The following is a 17,119-nucleotide window of genomic DNA, read 5'->3' as shown; positions in this document are numbered from 1 at the left end:
GCCGCCGGGCCACCGCATCGAGGCGTACGAACGGGCCGGCGGCGACGGGCTCGTGCGGGTGGTCCCCCCGTGGAACAATCGCGCCCGAGGTGAGGCCATCATCGACGGTCTTTTATTCACCACGCTGCTGCCACTGGGCGGCTTCGCCGCGTTGACCGCGGGCAACGCGTTCTTCGTCGCGGCGGAGTTCGCGCTGGTCACGGTGGACCGGGTGGAGATCGACCGGCGGGCCGGCGACGGCGACGCGCGAGCCGCCGCGGTCCGCCGGGCACTGCGCGGACTCTCCTTCCAGCTCTCCGGCGCGCAGCTCGGCATCACCATCACCGCGCTGCTCACCGGGTACCTCGCCGAGCCGGCGCTGGCGCGCGTCTTCACCCCGCTGCTGCGGCCGTTCGCCGGCCCCGCGGCCGACCGCCTGACCCCGCTGCTCGCGCTGGCGCTGGCCACCCTGATCTCGATGCTCTTCGGCGAGCTGGTGCCGAAGAACCTCGCGCTGGCCCGTCCCATGCCGGCCGCGTTGGTCACCGCGGGCCCGATGCGTGGCTTCTCGCGGGCGTTCGGCTGGCTCATCCGCGCGCTCAACGGCTCGGCGAACGGCCTGGTCCGGGCCCTCGGTATCGAACCGCAGGAGGAGCTGGCGAGCGCCCGCTCACCGGAGGAACTGGGCCTGCTGGCCGCGATCTCGGCCCGCGCCGGTGCGCTGCCTCCGGACACCGCGATGCTGCTGCGCCGCACCATCCGCTTCGGGGACAAGCGGGCCGCCGAGGCGATGACCCCGCGGGTCGACGTGGTCGCGCTGCGGGCGTCCGCCAGCGTGGCCGAGCTGCTGGCGCTGTCGCGCGAGACCGGGCGGACCCGGTTCCCGGTCTACGAGGAGACGCTCGACGTGGTCACCGGCGTGGCCGGGGTGCTGGACGCGCTCGGCGTACCGCCGGACCGGCGGGCGGTCACCACGGTCGGCGCGGTGGCACGCGAGCCGGTGTACGTGCCGGAGAGCCTCGACCTCGACGGGGTGCTCGGGGCGCTCCGCGGAGCCGACGCCGACCTGGCCATCGTGGTCGACGAGTACGGCGGCACCGACGGCGTGGTGACCGTCGAGGATCTGGTGGAGGAGTTGGTCGGCGAGATCGCCGACGAGTTCGACCCGGCCGCCGTGGCGGACGCCAGCCCGGTCGAGCTGACCGTGCCCGGTGGCGAGCGGACCGTCCTCGTCGACGGTGTGCTCCGTTCCGACGAGTTGGCCGAGCGGACCGGGTTCCGGCTGCCGGAGGGCCCGTACGAGACGCTGGGCGGCTTCCTCATGGCCCGGCTGGGGCGGATACCGATCGTCGGGGAGACCGTCGAGGCGGGCGGCTGGGAGTTCACCGTGGTCGAGGTGGACCGGCACCGCGTCGAGCAGGTCCGGGTGGTCCGCCCGGAGGAACCGGACGCCGATGGCTGAGCTGCTGCTGGCGGTGCTGCTCCTGCTCGGCAACGGGTTCTTCGTGGGCAGCGAGTTCGCGCTCATCGCGTCCCGTCGTACGGTGCTCGAACCGCTCGCTGCCGGGTCGAAACGGGCCCGCTGGGCGCTGTCGGCGATGAGCCAGATCCCGCTGATGATCGCGGGGGCGCAGCTCGGTATCACGATCTGCTCCCTCGGGCTGGGCGCGATCGCCGAGCCCGCGCTGGCACACCTGCTGGAGGCGCCGTTCCACGCGGCCGGGCTACCGGAGCGGGCGGTGCACCCCGTGGCGTTCGTGCTCGCGCTCGGGGTGGTGGTCTTCCTGCACACCGTGGTCGGCGAGATGGTGCCGAAGAACATCACGCTCGCCGGCCCCGAGCCGTCCGCGCTCTGGCTGGGGCCGGCGATGCTGGCCTTCTGCCTGGCCACCAAGCCGCTGCTGCTGGCCATGAAGTGGGCCGCCCGTCAGGTGCTGCGGTTCTGGCGGATCGAGGCGACCGAGGCGGTCAAGACGGTGTTCACCGCCGAGGAACTGGCCGGGCTGGTCTCGCAGGCCCGGACGGAGGGGCTGCTCGACGCCGAGGAGCACGCCCGGATCACCGGGGCGCTCGCGCTGCACCGCCGTACCGCGGCCGACGCGCTGCAGCCGTGGTCGACGGTCGTCACCGTGGCCGAGGACGTGTCTCCCGCGTCGCTGGAGGTGCTGGCCACCCGGACGGGCCGGTCCCGTTTCCCGGTCGTACAGCGGGCCACCCGGCGCGTGCTGGGCTTCGTGCACGTGAAGGACGTGCTCGGGTACGCGGGGCCGGACCGGCGGGCACCGGTGCCGGCCGGGGTGTACCGGCCCCTGGCGGTGGTGCCGCCGGAGCGTACGCTCGCCGACCTGCTGCTCGCGATGCGCCGCGAGCGGCGGCACATGGTGCTGGTGAGCGACGGCCGCCGGCCGCTGGGCGTGGTGACGCTCGACGATGTATTGACCGCGATAGTTGGGTGAACGACGAACACCGTTGGTACGCAAGCGGTCGCGTCAGCGTGACGGCGCGCGGCCTCGCCTTGATTCCGATCCGGCGCTTCCCTATCGTGGGGCACCGACCGCTGTGGGTCGTCTGTCTCGCCCCTTCCCCTCTGCGAGGCGCCCGGCGGTCGGTTGCGAAGGAGTCGGTGCCGGTGGCAACCATGCCCCCTCATCGTTCCGCACCGGGACGTTCCGCTCGTCCGGGTGGCCTGCGCCGGGTCGCCCACCGCCTGCTCACCCTGGTCGCCGCCGCGGCCGTCGGTGCCGGCATGCTCGCCGCGCCGGCGCATGCCGCGCCCTCGGTCGACGAGATCGAGGCGCAGATCGACAAGCAGTGGGAGCAGTTGGAACCCACGATCGAGCAGTACAACAAGGTGCGGGCGCAGCTGAAGGTCAACCGCAAGAAGTCGGCCGACCTGCAGAAGAAGATCGAGCCGTTGGCCCTCCAGAGCGAGCTGGCGATGACCCGGGTCGGCGATCTCGCCTCCCGCTACTACATGGACGGCCCGTCCCAGGAGATCGGCGCGCTGCTGGTCAGCGCCAAGCCGGACACCCTCACCGAGCAGCTCACCATCCTGGACCGGCTCGCGAGGCAGGAGCGCAAGGAGGTCGAGGGTGTGCTCAAGGTCCGCGCCAAGTACGACGCGGAGAAGCAGAAGCTCGACGCGCTGATCGTCACCCAGACCAAGCAGCAGAACGACCTGGCGGCCAAGAAGAAGAAGATCGACGCCGAGATCAAGCGGCTCGAGAAGTCGCTGCCGGTGACCACGGTCAAGACGGCGGCGTGCCCGACCGTCAACGGGGTGGTCAGCGAGGCGGCCCGGACCGCCATCAAGACCGCGTGCGCCCAGGTGGGCGATCCGTACGTGTGGGGCGCCACCGGCCCGAACTCGTTCGACTGCTCCGGCCTCACGCAGTACGCGTACAAGGCGGCCGGCATCAGCCTCACCCACTTCACGGGCGCCCAGTGGAACGAGGGTAAGGCCATCCCGCGCTCCGAGGCGCGCCCCGGTGACCTGGTCTTCTTCTTCAGCGACCTGCACCATGTGGGCCTCTACCTCGGCAACGACCAGATGGTGCACGCGCCACGGGCCGGTAAACCGGTCCAGGTGGCGAGCATCAACTACATGCCGGTCGCCGGTTTCCGCCGGCCCAGCTGATCCAACGCGTACGACGAGGGCCCCCGGTCGGTCGACCGGGGGCCCTCGCCTTTGCGCGTGCGGTTACCGGGGCGCACCCACCGGCGACGGGAGCAGCAGCACGTCGTCGAGGTTCACGTACATGATCCGGTGACCGAACTGGACCTGCACGTACCGCAGGTCACCACGGATGACCGTCCAGTCGCCCGGTGACGAGCCGTCGAAGGTGGTCGCCTTGTAGTACTCGCCCGGCAGGACGCCGCCCACCGCGTAGCGCTGCCCGGCCGGGAACGTGTACTGGAGCGGCGAGATGGTCTGGTAGGCCACGCCGGCCGGGTACGCGGCCTGCTCCGGGTACGCGCGGCCGTAGACCGGGATCGTGGCCTTGCCCGGCTTGGGGGTGACCACGAAACCGGTGGCCCACTTCGCTGTCGGCGCCGAGGCGGGGTTGTGGAACCACGCCTTCTGGCCGAGGTACCAGATCGCCGTCCAGTCGCCGCGCGCCTCGGCCACCGCGTACGTCTGGCCGGTCGAGGCGCGGGCGCCGTGGTCGGAGATGTACATGGTGTCGGGGGTGCCGTCCGGGCGCAGGCCGCGGTCGTTGACCAGCGGCGCGTCGTGGCTCGGCGCGGTGTGCAGGACCACCGCGGAGGAGCCGCGCAGCGGGCAGGGCTCGGCCGGCGGCGGCGTGTCCGGCACGCCCGGCGGCTGCTGGTTGCAGCCGAAGAAGGCCGGCCGGTTGGCGGCGAAGTCCGGGTCGATGGTGACGAGGCCGGTGCGCTTCGTACCGGTGGTCCGGAACGGGGCCTTGAGCAGGTCGAAGTAGTGCGACCAGTCCCAGTACGGGCCCGGATCCCAGTGCATGCCGCCCACGGTCGAGGCCACCGTGCCGGGCACGTTGTCGTGGCCGATGATGTGCTGCCGGTCCAGCGGGATGGCGAACCGGTGGGCCAGGTACCGGACCAGCTTGGCCGAGGACCGGTACATCGCCTCCGTGTACCAGGTGCCGTGGCCCGCGAAGCCCTCATGCTCGATGCCGATGGACTTCGCGTTGACGTACCAGTTGCCGGCCTGCCAGCCGACGTCCTTGGCCTTGATGTGCTGGGCCACGTGGCCGTCCACCGAGCGCAGCGTGTAGTGCCAGCCCAGGTAGTCGGCCTGCTTCACGAGGTCGACGCTGGGGCCGTAGTACCCCTCGGTGTCGTGGATGACGATGTACTCGAGCTTCTGCTGCGCGGGCCGGTTGCCCAGGTCGTGGTTGCCGTAGTCACCGGCCCCCGGGCCGTACTTCTCGTACGGGGCCGGGATCCACTCGCAGCCCAGCCCGACCGGGCACTCCAGCCCGTCCGGCCGCTCGCCCCGCCGCAGCCCGAGGCGGTGCAGCGTGTCCGTCCGGGTGGTGACGGCGCGCGCCGCGAGGGTGACCTGGTGACCGTCGTCGGTGCGCCGGCTGGCACCGGCCCGGATCTGGTCGTACACCTCGTCGGCGAAGGCCGCCGCGGTGGCCTCGGTGTCCGCGCCCGAGTAGCGGGCCACCGCGCCGTACCAGGCGCCCGGGTCGGTCTCCGTGCCGACCGGAGCGCGCAGTTCCTTCTGGTACGCGGCCAGCAGCGCCGCGCCGCCGCGGATGTTGGCGGCCGGGTCGGAGCGGAGCGCGTCCGCACCGACGCCGGTGAGCGTGGCGGCGGCCTGGAGGGTCTGGAGCGCGGCGGCCGACGGGCCGCTCGTCGGGGCGGCGGTCGGGGCCGGCGCGGTGACGGCCAGCGGCCGGGACTCGTCGCCGCGCGGATCCTCGCCCTCGCCCACGTGGAGGCCGCCGGGCAGGGCCGCCACGTGGGTCGCGTCGGTGAGGTGCAGTGGGCCGTAGCCGCCGCTCGTGCTGGGTGTGCCGGCGTGGGTGTCCCACCTGGACTCCAGGTAGGAGACGCCGAGCAGGACGCTCTCCGGCACGCCGTACTCGGCTGCGGCGCGGGCGTACTGCTGCTGGCGGTCGGCGGTGGGCGCGCCAGCGGGACCGGTGAGCGGCGCGGCGCCCGCGGGCCCGCCGGTCAGCGGGACGGCCGCGGTGGCGGCGACGACGGCGGCGGCGGCGAGCAGCGTACGTCTGCTCCTCGGCATGGGTGATCGAAGCATCGAAACCCCCGGATTGGACGGGTGAGGATGTGGTCACCTTCACTCCGCCGGTGCCGTGAGGTCAATACCTTTCCAACTCTCATCCTGTATGGAAGAAAACCTTCGGACGGCGCGCCTCGCGCGCTTCGGTACGGAGTGTCACGGCCCGGATGGGTTGCGGATGGATAACGGCCCTCTCTACTCTGGTCAATCGTCGGGCCGGCAGCAGGTCCGCCCACCCGGGCGGTAACGGTCCGACACCGCCGAGTCGCTTCCGAGCGAGCCGGGGACCCAGGTTCCCGGGGTGAATCCGCAGCCACTGCGGTAGGGCGCCTCCCTTCCCGCCCGAACCCGTCAGCTAACCCGGTAGGCGGTCAGGGAAGAAGGAGTACGGAGCCCGGTGGCCCACCATGCCCCGCGGCCTCCGTCCGGACGGTCGGCACCCGCCGGCCCGACGACGGGTGCGCCGCGTCCACGCTGGTCCCGCTTCACCACCGCCCTCGCCGCCCTCATCGGCGTCGCCGTCGTCCTGACCGGCGGCGCGACCGCGGCGCACGCCGACCCGTCGGTCGCCGAGATCGAGCGCCAGATCGACGAGGACTGGAACAAGCTCGAACCGATCATCGAGAAGCACAACGCCACCCGTCAGGACCTGGCCGCGAAGCGCCGGGAGGCCGACGCGCTGGCCGCCCGCATCAAGCCGCTGCAGGTGCGCGTCGACGAGGCCATGACCAAGGTCAGCGCGCTCGCCGTGCGGGCGTACAAGGGTGAGAACGTCTCCACCATCAACGCCGTGCTCGGCAGCCAGAGCCCGAGCGAGGTGGTCGGCCAGCTGGAGATGCTGGACCGCTTCGCCCACAACCAGCAGCAGGACATCCAGCAGGTGGTCGAGCTGCGCGACGAGCTGGCGCGGCAGAAGGCGCCGCTGGACGAGCTCGTCGAGCGGCTGACCGTCACCGAGGCGCAGCTGGCCGCGAAGAAGAAGCAGATCAACGCCGAGATCGACCGGTTGCAGAAGCTGCGCATCAAGGTCTACGGCAACGGCGGTGGTGGGTCGCTGCGTCCCGCCCCGTGCCCGGCCACCTACCCGGGCGGCGGCGCGGGGGTGGCGGTCAAGTTCGCCTGCGCCCAGATCGGCAAGCCCTACGTGTGGGGCGCCGACGGCCCCGACTCGTACGACTGCTCCGGCCTCATGCTCGCGGCCTGGGCCAAGGCCGGCGTGTCGCTGCCGCACAACGCCGCGCAGCAGCGCCGGGTCACGAAGTCGGTGAGCCGGTCCGACCTCCGCCCCGGCGACCTCGTCTTCTACTACAGCGACCTGCACCACGTGGGCATGTACGTGGGCAACGGCTGGGTGGTGCACGCCTCCCAGGCCGGCGTGCCGGTGAAGATGAAGAAGGTCGACGACGGCCCGATCAACAGCTACGGCCGACCCGGCTGACGCGTACGACGACAAGGGGCCCGCTCCACGCACGGAGCGGGCCCCTTCGTCGTACGGGGATCAGCGGGTCGGCCAGGTGCGCCAGTTCTGCCAGGACCGGCTCGGGGTCGGGCCGCGCTGGCCCTGGTAGCGCGAGCCGTAGACGGCCGAGCCGTACGGGTGCTCGGCCGGCGAGGACAGCCGGAAGATGCACAGCTGGCCGATCTTCATGCCCGGCCAGAGCGTGATGGGCAGGTTGGCCACGTTCGACAGCTCCAGCGTCACGTGCCCGGAGAAGCCCGGGTCGATGAAGCCGGCCGTCGAGTGGGTGAGCAGCCCGAGCCGGCCGAGGCTGGACTTGCCCTCCAGACGGCCGGCGAGTTGGTCGCCCAGCGAGATCACCTCGAGTGTCGAGGCGAGTACGAACTCCCCCGGGTGCAGCACGAACGGCTCGCCGTCGGGCACCTCGACCACCGAGGTCAGGTCGTCCTGTTGCTGCGCCGGATCGATGTGCGTGTAGAGGTGGTTGTTGAACACGCGGAAGAGCCGGTCGAGACGGACGTCGATGCTCGACGGTTGCACCAGGGTGGGCTCGAACGGCTCCAGCCCGAGCGAGCCGGCCTTGATCTCGGTGACCAGATCGCGGTCGGAGAGCAGCATCGGACAACCATAGCGAGGTCGCCGCGTGACCTGCGCGTCGCCGTCGCTTCTCGTACATTTGTTCGATAGAATGCCTGCATGGCTTCCTGGTCCGAATTCGCCGCTGACGAGCCTCGACTCGCCGACGGGATCCGCGTTCTCATGCAGCAGTACGGTCCGGGCTTCGGCTACCTGGCCACGGTCCGCGCCGACGGCGGCCCCCGGGTGCATCCGGTCTCGCCGGTGATCACCGACGAGGGCCTCTTCTGCTTCATCATCGACTCGCCGAAGCGGCGCGACCTGGAACGGGACGGGCGCTACGCGCTGCACTCGTTCCCGCCGGAGGAGAGCGACGACGAGGCCTACGTCGCCGGCCACGCCCACCCGGTCACCGACCAGGCGCGGGTTGCCCGGCTGGCGGCCAGCGCCGGGGCCGCGTCACAGGTCGACTGGCGGCTGTTCGAGTTCACGGTCGACGTGGCGATGCTGGCCCGGCGCGACTCGGGCAGCGCCGGCGGGCCCGGCGAGGGGCACGGGCGGCCCGCCGTCCAGGTCTGGCTCGACCCGCGGGCCGCCGACCGGCCCGCCGGCCCGGTCCCGGTCGTCCCGCAGGCACGACCCGCCCGCCGTGGTCGCCGCGACACCCACCGCTCGGCCGCCTGACCCGTCCTGGGGAGAAAAGACACCGGTGCCGGCCCACCTCGCCATGGGGCCGGCACCGGTGGTACGGGTGACCGCTACGCCGCCCGGTAGGCGTTCCACGCGGTCAGCATGCGGCTCGCCTGTCCCGGGGTGAACTGGTGCATGCACGAGTCGTAGCTGTAGTCCATGAAGTTGGTGATGGGGTCCAGACCGGCCGCCGCGCAGGTGTCGCGGCCGGTCGGGCAGCCGGACGCCGGCGACGCCTCGGCCGGGGTGTCACTGACGCTGTCACCCGTGGTCGAGCAGCCGCCCTGGAAGGTGTGGTAGAGGTTCAGCCAGTGGCCGACCTCGTGGGTGGCGGTGTCGCCCTGGTTGTAGTTGGTGGCGGTGCCACCCGGCAGCGACTCGGTCAGCACGACCACGCCGTCCATGCTGCTCAGCCGGCGCTGCGGGAACGTCGCCCAGCCGAGCAGGTCGTCGCTCAGCTCACCCAGGTAGACGTTGAGGGTGTTCTTGCCGCCCTCACGCAGCGACGTCTTCATCGACCGCTCCGCCGAGGACCCTTCGACGATCGGGTACCACGCCGGGTTGGTCACCCGGTTGATCCTCGTGAGCTGGAAGGCGAAGGCCGTGGCCGCGCCACCGGTGGCGCCGCTGTAGGCCTGGTTCAGCACGGTGATCTGGTTGGTGATCATCGAGTCCGGGATGTTGCCGCCGGCCCGCGTGGTGTTCTCCTGGATCACGTGCACGACGACCGGGATGGTGACGGTCGCCAGCGGGGCGACCGCGCCCGTCCGCCGGTTGGCGCGCTCGCGGAGCGCGGCCGTGAGGTCGGCCTCGCGCTCCTTCACCTGGGCGGCGGTCAGCTCGTTGGGTTCGTGCTTGGCGGCGGCGCCGGCCTTGATCCGGGCGTCCGCGTGGACGTCGGCCGGCTCGACGCAGGTGCCACCGGGGGCTGCGGAGAAGGCCGACGCGGCCGGCACGACGCCCACCGCGGCGGTGCTGAGCAGCAGCGCGAGGGTCGTCGACGCGACACCGGCGGTACGCCGGGTCAGCAGGTTGGGACGGAGTCCCATGGGCGCCACCTCTTTCTGCGGCGCGACAGGGGGTGTGTCACGCCGTGGCCGTAAGGTGGGGCAGACGTTACAACCGATCGAAAGATTTGAGAACGTCCATAGGTTGCCGGGAGTGAACCTTTCTGCGGGGATGCCGGCGGGCCGCGGGGGGTACCTGGGTGCACCGGGCTGGTGACTCAGGTACAGTGGTCCCGCCTGCGGGTGTAGTTCAATGGCAGAACATCAGCTTCCCAAGCTGACAGTGCGGGTTCGATTCCCGTCACCCGCTCCAACCGAAAGGCCCTGGCCAGGACGCGAGTCCCGCCAGGGCCTTCGATGTGCTCGAGCACATCGACCCCGTGGACGACCCGCAAGATCACGCTCGAACACGGAAGTAGTGGCCTCCGTGGTAACGGGAGGCCACTACTTCCAGGATCGAGCGCGATCTTGCCGAGCCGTCCCGCAAGTGGGCCGCCTCCGTCCGGGAGTCGGAACCCGTTCCTCGGCCGGCCCGTTCGGTTCGGTCAGATGGTCCGGCGGGTCATGTGCATGTGCCAGTTGGTGACCCAGGTCCGCCCCTCGTCCAGGGAGAACGCCTGCTCCCAGTGGGCGGTGCTCTCAGTGATCTGCGACCACACGAATCGGACCTTCACCTTGCGGCCGTCGTGCTCGTCGTCGCCGTGGAAGACGCCGGTGCCGTCCGGCTGGAAGCGGCCGGCCACGGGCGGGAAGAGCGTGCCGGTGCGCTTGCTCGCCCAGTACAGGGACCAGGTGTCGGCGGCCGGGTCGTACAGCCGCAGGGTCAGTCCGGCGAAGCCCTTCGTCGGGAACTCGATCTCGTCGAAGCTGGCTCCACCGTCGAAGTGCGTCGAGGCGCGGGTGATGCCCGGGAACTCCTCCCAGCGGTCGTCGCCCTCGGAGGGGTCAAGGAAGTCCTTGCGCCAACGGTTGACGACGTCATACGTACCGGTCAAGAAGGCGAAGCCAGTGCTGTTGTCCATGCGCAGGAGGCTAAGGCCGCTCCGCTGACACCAACTGTCAGTGGTCAGTGCAGATATCCCGGCGGTTACGGCGAGCGCCGCCAGGGCGGCCCCTACCCGTCGATCATGCAGTTATGGTTGGCGATTAGTTGCTGTATAGCCCTTTTATCCACCACCACAACTGCATGATCGGCGGGGGAGGGAGGCGGGGCGGGGAGGGAGGCGGGGCGGGGCGCGGGGTAGGTGGGGCGGGGTCTTGGGTTGGGTGTCCCAGATCTGGGGCAGCTCGACAGTGTGTAGACCCGGACCCGACCGGTCGGACCACGGAGCCCACTGGGCATGAAGTAGTTGCACGGACACGACCTGGCCTCATCGGGCACCAAGTAGCCATGCGGCGCCGGCTGCGGTGTACGCCGCAGGTCCGAGCCGCCCATCTCTCGGCCGGGCGGTTGATGCGCGTAGGCGACCCCCTGCCAGACAATCACGTCTGGCGATCTGGGGCGGGGGCATGCGACGACTGCTGGGCGCGGCCATGGTGATGGTCATCTCGATAGCGGGCTGCGCGGGGGACGAGGGCGGGGAGCCCGTCGGGTTCCGTGCGCTGGCAATTGATGACGACGCCGGCGCTCACGTGGCAGGGCTGTTCGTGGTGCGGACGCAGCCCGAGTGGGAGCAGCGCTGGCTGGGGTTGATGGCCATGCAGGGGCAGCCGCCAGCTCGACAGCGATTCCCACCGGTGCGGCTGAGGCGCGGGGACCAGGCACGTTTGGCTATCCGACCTTGGAGACGATCTCCACGAGGTTGCCGTCCGGGTCGCGCAGCAGCGCGTTCCGGTTGTTGTTGCCGGTGTCGTGCGGCGGTTGGACGGCGGGTACGCCGGCCGCGACCAGCCTGTCGTAGGCCTCGTCCACGTCATGTGCCCAGACGACCAGGGCCATGGTGGGCCGGCCCGGCTCGGCCTCCACGCCGTGGACCCTTCTCGCGGCCTCGACGGTGCCGAGCCCGACGGTGAACCCGCCGAGCCGGAGTTCGATGTGCTCCGGCACGCCCTCGGTGGGGGTCCGGAACGTCTCGGTGAACCCGAGCAGGTCACGGTAGAAGCGGATGCCCGCTTCGATGTCCTTCGTGTAGAGGTTGACCAGTGCCGTGTCGAACATGCGTTCCATCCTAGGGAAATCTTGGGAAGGATGGGCCCGTGAGATATTCGCTGTCGACGGCACCCGCCATTCCCGCCGGTGCCCTCGCCGCCCGTCCCCAGCCGTTGCTCTCCGCCGAGGGTGGCCTGCTCCTGCGGCCGTGGGAGCCGTCCGACGCGGCCATCTTCCTCGCCGCGTACCGGGACCCCGACATCCAGCACTGGCACACCCGGCAGCCCGGGTCAGAGGAGCAGGTCCATGAGTGGTTCGACCAGTACCGCCGGGCCTGGGAGCAGGAGACGGGGGCCAGCTGGGCCGTGACCGGCGGTGGTGCGGTGCTGGGACGCATCGCCATGGGCAGCATGAACCTCGACGACGGTGTGGCCGGGTGCTCGTACTGGGTGCTGCCGGCCGCCCGCGGCGCCGGCGTGGCCCCCCGGGCGCTGGCGGCCCTGAGCGTGTGGGCGTTCGGGGAGGCAGGCTTCCACCGGCTGTACCTGGATCATTCGACCCGTAACCACGCGTCCTGCCGGGTGGCGGTCAAGGCCGGGTTCGTCCTGGAGGGCACGAAACGCAGCGACGCCGTCCACTCGGACGGCCGGCACGACATGCATCTGCACGCCCGCATCCGCGAGGACGGGTGACGGGTTCCCAGCCCGGAGGTGGACGGACGGCGGCTGCGGGAGTCAGGCGCCGTCCGTCAGCTCGCGGACGTGCCTGAGGCCCGGTTGACCGCTGAGCACGACCTCGCCGACCGGCACGAACCCGGTACGCCGGAGCACGCCCAGCGAGCCGGTGTTGCGCAGCGCCGCGGACGCGAAGAGCCGGCGCAGCCCGTATGCATCGCGGGCCAGCGCGCAGACCCGGTTGACGGCGTCGGTGGCCACGCCCCGGCCGGTCGCGTGCTCGGCGATCCGGAAGCCCAGGTCCGCGACGCCGTCGTGGACGTCGACGAGGTTGAACCGCCCCAGCACCGAGCCGTCGTCGTCGACCAGGACGTGGAAGTGGAGCAGGCCGGCGGCCTGTTCCGCGAGCAGTTCGGCGTGCCGTGCGGCGAACCCGGTGAAGTAGTCGTCGCCCCGGTCCGGCACGGACCGCGCGAAGAACGCCCGGTTCTGCCGCTCGAAGTCGAGCAACGCGGCGGCGTGGTGGGCAGCGAGTCGCTGGAGTTCGGGCATCGCGCCACCATAGTGTCCGCTCCCCGCCCGGCCCACCGGATTCTCGTCAGCCGACGGCCGTGCTGCGTAGGGGGTCGGTGTCGCGCCGGGGCGCGGTGGCGAGCACGAGCCCGCTCAGCGCACAGAGCGCCCCGACCACGAAGAAGAGCGAGAGGCCGGGCTGGCCGAGCCACTCCCACAGCGGGTGCCACACCGGGTGCGGCTCGTCGCGGTGGTGCCGGAGCAACGACGGCGCGGCCAGCACGACCGGCGCGCACCAGAGCAGCATGGTGAACGCGTAGAGGACGATGACGCCGTTGGCGGCGGGGTGCGGGCGTGTCGTACGCCGGCTGGCCCACCCGAACACGAACCAGCCGGCGACGGCGCCGAGCAGACCGGCGGCGATCCCGGCGGGCAGCGCGGCGGGTGGGGCGGGGCGCGACAGGCTCACCGTGAGGTACGTGTTGTCGATCGACGGCTTGCCGGGCAGCCACAGTTGGAGACCGGTGTCACCGCGGCGGGCAGCGAGGCTCACGTCGCTCGGGCCGCCGGTCGGGGTGCAGCCGTTGGCGGTGCAGGTCACCTCGGGGACGACGTGCGGTGCGTACACCCGCCAGCCGGTCTCCCCGAGCCGGCGTTGCGCGAGCGCGAGCATCTCCTGTTGGGAGGCCGGTGGGCGGCCCGTCGCGCCGGCCACGGTGGCGCCCTGCTGGTACTCGCCGCCGTCGCCGAGCAGCAGCGAGTCCAGATTCCGCGGACGCAACGGTTGGGTGTAGAAGGTGAAGAGCGCGGACCCGGGCTGGACGTTGCCGAGGTCGTACCCGGGCAGGACCTCGGCGACGAGCGCGGCCGTCTCCGCGCGGCCGGGCAGCGGCCGGGCGGTCTGCCAGGCGACCCAGGTGGCGAGCGCGGCGCTGAACAGGCCGCAGATGACGGCGGCGAGCGCGGCCCAGGCGACCACGCTGCGACTGTCCGGCCGGCCGAGCCGGGCGCGCAGCCCGTGCCGGAGCAGGTTGACCGCTTCGCGGACCGTCGGACGGGTACGCCCCGGCGCGGCTGCGTCGAGCAGCACGGCCACCATCTCCTCGGACCGGGCACGCCGCCAGGCGCGGGGGTAGCCGAGCAGCAGCCGCCGGTAGCGGCGGGCGAGGGGGTCGCCGGTCGGCGGCATGGCCGTCCCTTCGTCTGGGCGCGGGGTCAGGCGGTACGCGGGCGGAGGGCGCCCAGTCGGGTCTCGGCGGCGGTGGCGAGCTGGCGGAGTCGGACCGTTTCGACTTCGAGTGCCCGTCGCCCGTCGGGTGTGAGCCGGTAGTAGCGGCGCAGCCGCCCGTCGACGGTCTCGTCCCGGTCGTGGGCGACGTGGCCCTGCGCGGTCAATCGGTCCAGCGCGGTGTAGAGGGTGCCGGGCAGCAGGGTCACGCGACCCTCGGAGAGCGTGGTGACCTCGCGGATGATGCCGTAGCCGTGCCGTGGCCCGCCCGCGAGCGCGGTGAGGATCAGGAACGTCGGCTCGCGCATCGGTGCCACACCCGGACCATATGTCGATGATCGATACATGGTCAAGGCCCTGTCGGGGCGTACGGCTAGGCTGCGATCATGCGGATTGGCATCGTGATCCTCCCCGACCAGCGCTGGGCCGAGTCGCAGCGGCGCTGGCGGCTGGCGGAGGAGTGGGGCTTCGACCACGCCTGGACGTACGACCACCTCGGCTGGCGCGACCTGGTCGACGGCCCCTGGTTCGACTCGATGACCACGCTCACCGCGGCGGCGACCGTCACCTCGCGGATCAAGCTCGGCACGCTCGTCGCGTCGCCCAACTTCCGCCACCCGGCCGCGTTCGCCCGGCAGATCACCGCACTGGACGACGTCTCCGCGGGCCGTGTGCTGCTCGGCATCGGGGCCGGCGGCATCGGGTTCGACGCGACGGTCCTCGGCGGCGAGACGCTGCCGCCCCGCCAGCGGGTGGATCGGTTCACGGAGTTCACCGAGCTGCTCGACCTGGTGCTGCGCCAGGACGGCACGACCTGGCGCGGCGAGTGGTATGCCTCGGTCGACGCCCGGAGCAACCCCGGCTGCGTGCAGACGCCCCGGGTGCCGTTCGTGGTGGCCGCGAACGGGCCCCGCTCGATGCGGCTCGTGAGCCGCTTCGGTCAGGGCTGGGTCACGACCGGCACCGGCGGCGACGACCTGGAGAGCTGGTGGGCCGGCGTCGCCGAGCTCACGACCCGACTGGACCGGACGCTGGCCGTGACCGGCCGTGACCCGGCCACGCTGGACCGCTACCTCTCCCTGGACTCGGCCCCGGACTTCTCGCTGAACAGCGCCCAGTTCTTCGCCGACCAGGTCGGCCGGGCCGCCGACCTCGGCTTCACCGACGTGGTCACCCACTGGCCCCGCGCCAGCAGCTGGTACGCGGGGGACGAGGACGTCCTCGCGGACGTGGCCACCCGGCTGCTCCCCGAGCTGCGTCGCTGACGGCGGGCGCCGAACGCCCGCGCCCTCCGCCCGCGCCCCACGCCTGAGGCCGCGCCGAGCCTTCACGTGGCACCGGGCCGCCTCAGGTGCCGATCACACCGTCGTCGGTGGGCAGCAGGCGGAAACGCAGGCAGACGACCTCGGTCTCGTCGCTGACCGGGGTGCCCACGCGCGCCCAGTAGGCGGCGTGGCCGGTGCGCCAGTCGTCGATCGACCGGTCCCCCTCGCCCTCCGAGCGGGCGAAGTCCCAGGTCACGTCCGCGAAGCGGACCACCTCGACGCCCGTGACCTCCACGACGCCCACCAGGTGGTCGTCGTCGTCCACGAGGACCAGCCGCTCGCCGACGTGTTCCAGCTCCTCGCCCTCCGTGGCGTACTCGCCGCGCAGCCCGGCGGTCGCGGTCTTCACGCCAGCCAGCACCAGGGAGTTCAGGGTGCTCCGCAGCTCACCGGGGGTGCCGAGGGCGAGCGTGCGCAGTCCACCGATCCGAGGCCACATCCTGCCGAGGCTAGGCGAGCGGCAAGCGCGACGCCGCCGCTTTTCGCCGCGGGCGCCGGTCGCAGGCGCCCCCGACCGCGGTACGGGCCGGGTTACGGTGACCCGGGGCACACGGCGAGGCAGGAGGCGACCATGGCAGACCGGCGTGCGGTGCTCATCCCGGGCCAGGGCTACGACACCCGGGCCCCGCTCTTCGCGTACGCGGGCGAGGCGCTGCGCCGCGCCGGATTCGGCGTCCACGAGATCACCTGGGAGGTGCCGTCCGGGCTCAGCCCGGAGAGCACCGCTGCCTGGGTGGCCGACCAGGTCTCCCCGGCCCTGGACGACCCGACCGACCTGCTCGTCGGGAAGTCGCTCGGCACGTTCGCGGCACGCGTGGCGGCCGACCGCGCCCTGCCGGCCGTCTGGCTCACGCCGCTGCTGCGCCTGCCGGAGGTGGTCCACGCGCTCGGCCGGCCCGCGGCGCCGTTCCTGCTGGTCGGCGGCACGGCGGATCCGTCCTGGGACGGCTCGGCGGCCCGCCGGCTCACCCCGCACCTCGTGGAGATCCAGGAGGCCGACCATTCGCTGATGCTGACGGGCCCGCTGGCCCGGTCCGCGGAGGCGCTGGGCCGGGTGTGCACCGGCATCGAGGAGTTCGCGCAGATCATCTGCGCTGGCTAGCGCCGCCCCTCGACCGTCCTCGCGGTCAACCGTGCAGGTCGGTCCCCGTCAGCAGGCCGCGGATCCGCAGGTTGGCGGCGACCTCGGGAGGGCAGTCGACGGCCACGGCCGCCGTGCCGACCGGTTCGGCGCCGCGTGCCGCGCAGATGTCGTAGAGGGCACGCACCTGGGCGCCGGTCGCCACCCAGTCGTCCACGACCAGCACCCGGTCGCCGGGGCCGAGGTGTCGTTCCCGTACGGCCAGGTCGACGCGGCGTCCCCGAAAGTCGGGTGGGCTCTGCGCCCAGGTGAGCGGGCCGGCGGGCAGCCGTCCGTCGCCGGGCTTGTGCGCGGGTACGAACCCCACGCCGAGCGCCGTGGCGGCCAGCGGGCCGACGAGCAGGCCGGTGACCGCCGGCGCGACCACCACGGTGGGTCGCGCCGCGCGGAACGGCTCCACGAGGGCCGGGCCGAGCGCGGCCAGCACCTCCGGGTCCCGCCACCAGCCGGAGATGTCGCTGACCAGGTGGGTCGCGGCCGGCCCGGGGTCGATCCACCGGAGCAGCTCGACCAGACGTTCCCTCAGCTCAGCGGGCATCCACCCATCCTGGGCCCACGGGGCACGCCGCGGGCAACCGGGCCGGCCGGCTGATCAAGGATCGGATGATCGGCTACACGTATGCGAGCAAATGCGGACGTACCACAATGATCACGTTGACTTCGGAAGTACCTCTCTCGTTACGGTCCCACCCGGCTTGTTCAGCGAC

General features: G+C 72.1%; 18 protein-coding genes, 1 tRNA gene and 1 riboswitch. Of the genes, 9 read left to right on the top strand and 10 right to left on the bottom strand.

Annotated features, from left to right (window positions below):
• Nucleotides 1-127: 127 nt before the first annotated feature.
• The 3 genes from D7193_RS32720 (at nucleotide 128) to D7193_RS32710 (ending at nucleotide 3,616) form a co-directional block, all read left to right on the top strand.
• Nucleotides 128-1,441 (top strand): hemolysin family protein, encoded by a 1,314-nt coding sequence (locus D7193_RS32720; RefSeq protein WP_120783567.1) that lies wholly within the window; start codon nucleotides 128-130, stop codon nucleotides 1,439-1,441.
• Entirely contained in the window at nucleotides 1,434-2,435 is a 1,002-nt protein-coding gene (locus D7193_RS32715) for a hemolysin family protein (RefSeq protein WP_120783550.1), read from the top strand. Before D7193_RS32720 ends, D7193_RS32715 begins: the two co-directional genes overlap by 8 nt.
• A gap of 167 nt (nucleotides 2,436-2,602) precedes the next feature.
• Nucleotides 2,603-3,616, top strand: coding sequence for a C40 family peptidase (locus D7193_RS32710; RefSeq protein ID WP_241563731.1), 1,014 nt, complete (start codon nucleotides 2,603-2,605; stop codon nucleotides 3,614-3,616).
• Between the two features lie 63 nt (nucleotides 3,617-3,679).
• On the opposite strand, the gene D7193_RS32705 is transcribed toward D7193_RS32710, so the two are convergent.
• The gene (locus D7193_RS32705; RefSeq protein ID WP_120783549.1) at nucleotides 3,680-5,713 is read right to left on the bottom strand and encodes an N-acetylmuramoyl-L-alanine amidase; all 2,034 of its coding nucleotides are present in this window, start codon (nucleotides 5,711-5,713) and stop codon (nucleotides 3,680-3,682) included.
• A 245-nt stretch (nucleotides 5,714-5,958) separates the two neighbouring features.
• Nucleotides 5,959-6,095, top strand: a riboswitch (cyclic di-AMP (ydaO/yuaA leader).
• Nucleotides 6,096-6,107: 12 nt separating this feature from the next.
• On the opposite strand from D7193_RS32705, the gene D7193_RS32700 reads away from it, so the two are divergent.
• Complete coding sequence (locus D7193_RS32700) at nucleotides 6,108-7,148, top strand: C40 family peptidase (protein ID WP_120783548.1); 1,041 nt, start codon at nucleotides 6,108-6,110, stop codon at nucleotides 7,146-7,148.
• A gap of 60 nt (nucleotides 7,149-7,208) precedes the next feature.
• On the opposite strand, the gene dcd is transcribed toward D7193_RS32700, so the two are convergent.
• Nucleotides 7,209-7,787, bottom strand: a complete 579-nt coding sequence (gene dcd, locus D7193_RS32695) for a dCTP deaminase (protein WP_120783547.1) — start codon at nucleotides 7,785-7,787, stop codon at nucleotides 7,209-7,211.
• A gap of 78 nt (nucleotides 7,788-7,865) precedes the next feature.
• Between dcd and D7193_RS32690 the strand changes: the two genes are divergently transcribed.
• Nucleotides 7,866-8,429, top strand: a complete 564-nt coding sequence (locus D7193_RS32690; RefSeq protein WP_120783546.1) for a pyridoxamine 5'-phosphate oxidase family protein — start codon at nucleotides 7,866-7,868, stop codon at nucleotides 8,427-8,429.
• A 74-nt stretch (nucleotides 8,430-8,503) separates the two neighbouring features.
• On the opposite strand, the gene D7193_RS32685 is transcribed toward D7193_RS32690, so the two are convergent.
• Entirely contained in the window at nucleotides 8,504-9,484 is a 981-nt protein-coding gene (locus D7193_RS32685; RefSeq protein WP_120783545.1) for a zinc metalloprotease, read from the bottom strand.
• Nucleotides 9,485-9,681: 197 nt separating this feature from the next.
• Between D7193_RS32685 and D7193_RS32680 the strand changes: the two genes are divergently transcribed.
• Nucleotides 9,682-9,755 (top strand) — tRNA-Gly (locus D7193_RS32680).
• A 232-nt stretch (nucleotides 9,756-9,987) separates the two neighbouring features.
• Here the strand turns inward: D7193_RS32680 and D7193_RS32675 are convergent.
• A complete protein-coding gene (locus D7193_RS32675; protein WP_120783544.1) occupies nucleotides 9,988-10,464 on the bottom strand; it encodes a hypothetical protein in 477 nt (158 codons plus the stop codon).
• A 749-nt stretch (nucleotides 10,465-11,213) separates the two neighbouring features.
• On the bottom strand, nucleotides 11,214-11,600 hold the full coding sequence (locus D7193_RS32670; protein WP_158674901.1) for a VOC family protein: 387 nt from the start codon (nucleotides 11,598-11,600) through the stop codon (nucleotides 11,214-11,216).
• A gap of 38 nt (nucleotides 11,601-11,638) precedes the next feature.
• Here D7193_RS32670 and D7193_RS32665 point away from each other — a divergent pair, with 38 nt between their 5' ends.
• Entirely contained in the window at nucleotides 11,639-12,223 is a 585-nt protein-coding gene (locus D7193_RS32665; protein ID WP_120783542.1) for a GNAT family N-acetyltransferase, read from the top strand.
• 42 nt (nucleotides 12,224-12,265) lie between these two features.
• Here D7193_RS32665 and D7193_RS32660 read toward each other — a convergent pair whose 3' ends face one another.
• From D7193_RS32660 to D7193_RS32650, 3 genes are read right to left on the bottom strand one after another with little or no spacing between them, the layout of a single operon-like run.
• The gene (locus D7193_RS32660; RefSeq protein ID WP_120783541.1) at nucleotides 12,266-12,757 is read right to left on the bottom strand and encodes a GNAT family N-acetyltransferase; all 492 of its coding nucleotides are present in this window, start codon (nucleotides 12,755-12,757) and stop codon (nucleotides 12,266-12,268) included.
• A gap of 46 nt (nucleotides 12,758-12,803) precedes the next feature.
• Entirely contained in the window at nucleotides 12,804-13,907 is a 1,104-nt protein-coding gene (locus tag D7193_RS32655; RefSeq protein ID WP_120783540.1) for a hypothetical protein, read from the bottom strand.
• 26 nt (nucleotides 13,908-13,933) lie between these two features.
• Nucleotides 13,934-14,263, bottom strand: a complete 330-nt coding sequence (locus tag D7193_RS32650) for a PadR family transcriptional regulator (RefSeq protein WP_241563729.1) — start codon at nucleotides 14,261-14,263, stop codon at nucleotides 13,934-13,936.
• Between the two features lie 69 nt (nucleotides 14,264-14,332).
• On the opposite strand from D7193_RS32650, the gene D7193_RS32645 reads away from it, so the two are divergent.
• Complete coding sequence (locus D7193_RS32645) at nucleotides 14,333-15,211, top strand: LLM class flavin-dependent oxidoreductase (RefSeq protein ID WP_120783538.1); 879 nt, start codon at nucleotides 14,333-14,335, stop codon at nucleotides 15,209-15,211.
• Between the two features lie 82 nt (nucleotides 15,212-15,293).
• Here the strand turns inward: D7193_RS32645 and D7193_RS32640 are convergent, their stop codons facing one another.
• Nucleotides 15,294-15,710: an ASCH domain-containing protein gene (locus D7193_RS32640; protein WP_120783537.1), complete on the bottom strand. Its 417-nt coding sequence runs from the start codon at nucleotides 15,708-15,710 to the stop codon at nucleotides 15,294-15,296.
• Between the two features lie 132 nt (nucleotides 15,711-15,842).
• Here D7193_RS32640 and D7193_RS32635 point away from each other — a divergent pair, with 132 nt between their 5' ends.
• Nucleotides 15,843-16,373, top strand: coding sequence for an alpha/beta hydrolase (locus tag D7193_RS32635; RefSeq protein WP_120783536.1), 531 nt, complete (start codon nucleotides 15,843-15,845; stop codon nucleotides 16,371-16,373).
• A 25-nt stretch (nucleotides 16,374-16,398) separates the two neighbouring features.
• On the opposite strand, the gene D7193_RS32630 is transcribed toward D7193_RS32635, so the two are convergent.
• The gene (locus D7193_RS32630; protein ID WP_120783535.1) at nucleotides 16,399-16,950 is read right to left on the bottom strand and encodes a phosphoribosyltransferase family protein; all 552 of its coding nucleotides are present in this window, start codon (nucleotides 16,948-16,950) and stop codon (nucleotides 16,399-16,401) included.
• Nucleotides 16,951-17,119 lie beyond the last annotated feature (169 nt).

Origin of the sequence: Micromonospora costi (assembly GCF_003626655.1) — a bacterium.
GTDB classification, from domain to species: domain Bacteria; phylum Actinomycetota; class Actinomycetes; order Mycobacteriales; family Micromonosporaceae; genus Micromonospora; species Micromonospora costi.
This window is presented reverse-complemented; position numbering and strand designations above follow the sequence as displayed.

Excerpts from the sequence above, each read along its gene's own strand:
- D7193_RS32715 (WP_120783550.1), top strand. The coding sequence starts at position 1,434 with ATGGCTGAGCTGCTGCTGGCGGTGCTGCTCCTGCTCGGCAACGGGTTC.
- D7193_RS32705 (WP_120783549.1), bottom strand. The coding sequence starts at position 5,713 with ATGCCGAGGAGCAGACGTACGCTGCTCGCCGCCGCCGCCGTCGTCGCC.
- dcd (WP_120783547.1), bottom strand. The coding sequence starts at position 7,787 with ATGCTGCTCTCCGACCGCGATCTGGTCACCGAGATCAAGGCCGGCTCG.
- D7193_RS32690 (WP_120783546.1), top strand. The coding sequence starts at position 7,866 with ATGGCTTCCTGGTCCGAATTCGCCGCTGACGAGCCTCGACTCGCCGAC.
- D7193_RS32685 (WP_120783545.1), bottom strand. The coding sequence starts at position 9,484 with ATGGGACTCCGTCCCAACCTGCTGACCCGGCGTACCGCCGGTGTCGCG.
- D7193_RS32675 (WP_120783544.1), bottom strand. The coding sequence starts at position 10,464 with ATGGACAACAGCACTGGCTTCGCCTTCTTGACCGGTACGTATGACGTC.
- D7193_RS32670 (WP_158674901.1), bottom strand. The coding sequence starts at position 11,600 with ATGTTCGACACGGCACTGGTCAACCTCTACACGAAGGACATCGAAGCG.
- D7193_RS32660 (WP_120783541.1), bottom strand. The coding sequence starts at position 12,757 with ATGCCCGAACTCCAGCGACTCGCTGCCCACCACGCCGCCGCGTTGCTC.
- D7193_RS32655 (WP_120783540.1), bottom strand. The coding sequence starts at position 13,907 with ATGCCGCCGACCGGCGACCCCCTCGCCCGCCGCTACCGGCGGCTGCTG.
- D7193_RS32645 (WP_120783538.1), top strand. The coding sequence starts at position 14,333 with ATGCGGATTGGCATCGTGATCCTCCCCGACCAGCGCTGGGCCGAGTCG.
- D7193_RS32640 (WP_120783537.1), bottom strand. The coding sequence starts at position 15,710 with ATGTGGCCTCGGATCGGTGGACTGCGCACGCTCGCCCTCGGCACCCCC.
- D7193_RS32635 (WP_120783536.1), top strand. The coding sequence starts at position 15,843 with ATGGCAGACCGGCGTGCGGTGCTCATCCCGGGCCAGGGCTACGACACC.
- D7193_RS32630 (WP_120783535.1), bottom strand. The coding sequence starts at position 16,950 with ATGCCCGCTGAGCTGAGGGAACGTCTGGTCGAGCTGCTCCGGTGGATC.